The 3,685-nt window shown below is 42.6% G+C and carries 4 protein-coding genes; 3 read left to right on the top strand and 1 reads right to left on the bottom strand.

Features of this window, described 5'->3' with window-relative positions:
- Positions 1-208 precede the first annotated feature (208 nt).
- Both AB6D80_RS24465 and AB6D80_RS24460 read left to right on the top strand, forming a co-directional pair.
- Positions 209-967, top strand: a complete 759-nt coding sequence (locus AB6D80_RS24465) for a sulfite exporter TauE/SafE family protein (RefSeq protein ID WP_372189886.1) — start codon at positions 209-211, stop codon at positions 965-967.
- Positions 968-1,235: 268 nt separating this feature from the next.
- Positions 1,236-1,427 (top strand): hypothetical protein, encoded by a 192-nt coding sequence (locus AB6D80_RS24460; RefSeq protein WP_004733590.1) that lies wholly within the window; start codon positions 1,236-1,238, stop codon positions 1,425-1,427.
- A gap of 138 nt (positions 1,428-1,565) precedes the next feature.
- On the opposite strand, the gene AB6D80_RS24455 is transcribed toward AB6D80_RS24460, so the two are convergent.
- A complete protein-coding gene (locus AB6D80_RS24455; protein ID WP_372189884.1) occupies positions 1,566-1,979 on the bottom strand; it encodes a VF530 family DNA-binding protein in 414 nt (137 codons plus the stop codon).
- 423 nt (positions 1,980-2,402) lie between these two features.
- On the opposite strand from AB6D80_RS24455, the gene AB6D80_RS24450 reads away from it, so the two are divergent.
- On the top strand, positions 2,403-3,563 hold the full coding sequence (locus tag AB6D80_RS24450) for an HD-GYP domain-containing protein (RefSeq protein ID WP_372189882.1): 1,161 nt from the start codon (positions 2,403-2,405) through the stop codon (positions 3,561-3,563).
- Positions 3,564-3,685 lie beyond the last annotated feature (122 nt).

Genomic DNA, 3,685 nt, shown 5'->3' with positions numbered 1-3,685 from the left:
CGGTATGCTAAGAACAAAAATGCCGTTCACTCTTAAGTGAACGGCATTAGAGCCTCAGGCTCCTTTTTTCGTATCAGTCATTTCAAAAAACCACAGCTCTAAGATGGTAGCAAACTCACAATCCGACTCCTGAAAAACACATATCCCTGATATTAATAACAAAATCAAGTAAGGTGATTCATCATTTAACGCATTGGATTCTAAAACTATGGATTGGTTGATTCTATACTTGTCAGGTGTGATTGGTGGCGTGTTGAATTCCATCGCAGGAGGAGGCAGCTTCATCACCTTCCCCGCTTTGTTATTCGCAGGCGTCCCTCCGATTGCGGCCAACGCGACCAATACCTTTGCTTCATGCGCTGGTTACATCAGTGGTGCTTACGCACTGCGCCATGAAATCCAATCTGGCACCAAACAACTCAAACTCGTTGTCGGGCTATGTATAATTGGCGGCGGCATTGGTGCATTTTTACTACTACACACGCCAGAAGCGCTATTTACCCAATCCGTCCCTTGGTTATTACTGTTCGCCGCTCTACTTTTTACCTTTGGTGGCACACTCAATAAATGGCTAAAGAAAGTAACCGCTAAACATAAGCACGCCACCAGCGCAGGCACGTTCTTTTCAGCCTTATTACTTTTGATCGTGTGTGTTTATGGTGGTTATTTTAATGCAGGCTTAGGCATTGTGACATTGAGCTACTTGGCACTGGCAGGGTATACCAATATCAACGTGATGAATGGCATCAAATTGTTGGTATCGGCATGCGCATCACTCGCGGCAATCGTGTTCTTTGTTGTGAATGGTTCGATTGATTGGCCGTCAGGCATGGCCGTTTTGTTTGGGACATTGGTCGGTGGTTACTATTCAGCAAAAGTTTCTCGTCGTATCCCACAACAATATGTTCGCACCACAGTGATCATCGCGAGCTTTTTGATTACCGCTTACTTCTTCTATGCTAACTAGGTTCTATACCAACTAGCTTTTATTCGAACTACTTCGTGCAGCAATCACGGTTTTCGTTAGCAAAACACAACGCAAATCGTTAAGTATAAAGAATTGACAAAGCCCCTCGGCTGGTTATTTTATGAACTATAAAATAGCCAAGCTAAAATATGTGAGGCGAGTCCTTCAATTAGCAAATTTGATAACAATTTAGACTATTTTTTAGCCTTTATTTTGCCAAAGGTGGGATAATTCTCCTGTCGAAAGTGAGACTTCATTAGGAGGCGTTATGAACATTAAACTCGGTCATGTCATGTCATCAAGTCGACTCATTTGCTTTGTCGCTTTTCTCGCTGCCACATTCGCGTGGATTCTAAAAATGCCCGCTCTTTTTTCTGTGTCAGCGCTATTCTTACTGATCAGCGCTATTGTCTATGTCGTTGATCTTTGGAAGAATCAAAGAAAGAACCGCGAAGCTTAAGACGAACGACTAAAGCAACACGCATTAAAAAAGGAGCACTTAAGCTCCTTTTGTATTTTTCAGTCAAGGCTTTGTCTATCTAACGATGCTCAACTTACGCCTTTACATAAAGACGTTAAAACTAGCGACGCATTTCTATTAACGGCGAAAGTTACGACCGTTGCCGCCACGACGCTCTTTAAATGCAGACGCCGCTTTAGCTTGTGATGCTAGAATCGATTCAACCGTTAATTCCATTGGCTCACGAGGCTCTAACCCGTGACGGAATGTACGTGAACGCGGAGGCATCTGGTATTCGATATCTGAAGCTTTAGGCATGCGCTTGAAACGGTAAAGGTAGAAGTTCTCAACCTTCTCACGAGCCCACTCTGTTTTCTTCAAGTATTTAACGGCACTTGCTACTGTCGGCTTAGTGTTAAAGCAGTTCATGCGCATTGCTGCATCCAAAATTTCCCAACCGTAATGACCCACTAATTCGTTGATCATAGTTTCAAGCTTTAAGCCATGCAGTGGGTTGTTTTGTTGCAGTTCGATTCTTTCTTCTTCAGTCATAACATTACCTTTTCCAAGGCAACTAAAGGCCTTGAATTTACTCTAGAACACCGTCATCACTGACCGCTTCTAGCTCAATCATTTGGGCATATCATCCATTGCCCTTATCTATGCCTTTATGATGGCATAAAGCATGCTCGTTATCCTATTTATCTTTCAATTTAATTTTAATATGGTCACTTACCACCCTGATGTTGCGTGTAATACAGCCGCCCCTACTAAAAAGGGTCTGTCTTAAAGATCCACCAAACTAGCTCAAGTTAACAAAAACCATGATAGAAGAATGAAATATCCCTACTTTACCAATGGAATTTAAACTTATTAGAACGCAGTGTTGCTAATTAACAGCGAGGTGCTATGTTAGAAGTGGTATAGAAACCTACTAATAATGATATTAAACAATGATATAACTATAAATAAAGGTTGGCTTTGACCATGTTTGACTACTCCCAAATCAGCAGAGTAGCCGCCCAAGATAAAGACATTATCGCCATCGTTGATGATCTCTTTCGGCTAGCTCGCGAACATTACCCCATTCTGTCTAGGCTTTCGGTCGTGCTATGCAACGAAAATAGAGCATCGAACTATTTTGTTTCGGATACTCTGTGCCAAGAAGCCGAGCATCGCTACATCGAGCAAGAACTAAAGCCAGAATCAGCTTTATCTAGAATGGCTGAGTCTTTAGATACTCGAATCATCCACGACCTCACCACCATTAGCCCAACCAAACAAATATCTCACTTGCTCGATATCGGTCATCAAAGCAGTTACACAACACCTATTCATCACCAAGAAAGTAATCTTGGGTTTGTGTTTATCAATGCTTCATCAGCGGGGTTCTTTGCTAACCAAACCATCCAGTGTGATATCGCTTATCTCACTCAAGTGATCTCTAGCCTTTTCGTTCAATGGTTTGAGCGCCAACGTCACTTTCAATCCTCTTTAGCGATTGCTTTAAACATGGGTCATGCTCGAGATCCAGAAACCAAAGAGCACCTCATTCGCATGGGTAAATACAGTGAACACATTGCTCGTACTCTGTCGCACAGCAAGGAAGAAATTACACACCAATTCATTCATCGAATTCGGCTGTATGCACCTTTTCACGACATAGGTAAATATCGAATTCCAGATAGAGTGCTATTCAGTAGCGCACGCTTTAATGAAGAAGAAAGAGCCGTCATGGACAATCACACCTTGTACGGTGAAGAAATGATTAACAATGTGGTTGCCCTATCATGCCATATCGCTATGTGTTCTGAGGAAATCCAATTCATTAAAAACATCGTACGTCATCATCATGAAAGGTTTGATGGCACAGGGTTGCCCGATGCTTTGAGTAACACAGCGATACCGCTAGAGGCACGCATCGTAACCTTAGCCGATGTATTCGATGCGCTGATGAGCAAAAGAGCCTATAAGCACGCGTGGACACTCGATGAAGTCATGGATTACATTGAGGCTCACTCGGGTTCGATGTTCGACCCTGAGTGTGTTGTGGCTCTTAAACAAAACCTAGACGGCTTTATGGCCATTCGGGAGCAATACAATGACGATGCTCAGCCGCATTTAATGACAGCTTAAACTATGGCTTCTTTGTTATTCAGGCCTAAGTAAGAGAACGTGAACCAACAAAAAAGGATGCCAATTGGCATTAATGCCGTTCACTTAAGAGTGAACGGCATTTTTGTTCTTAGCATACCGTT

This window comes from Vibrio sp. 10N.247.310.17, from assembly GCF_041466605.1.
Classification (GTDB): domain Bacteria; phylum Pseudomonadota; class Gammaproteobacteria; order Enterobacterales; family Vibrionaceae; genus Vibrio; species Vibrio tasmaniensis_A.
This window is presented reverse-complemented; position numbering and strand designations above follow the sequence as displayed.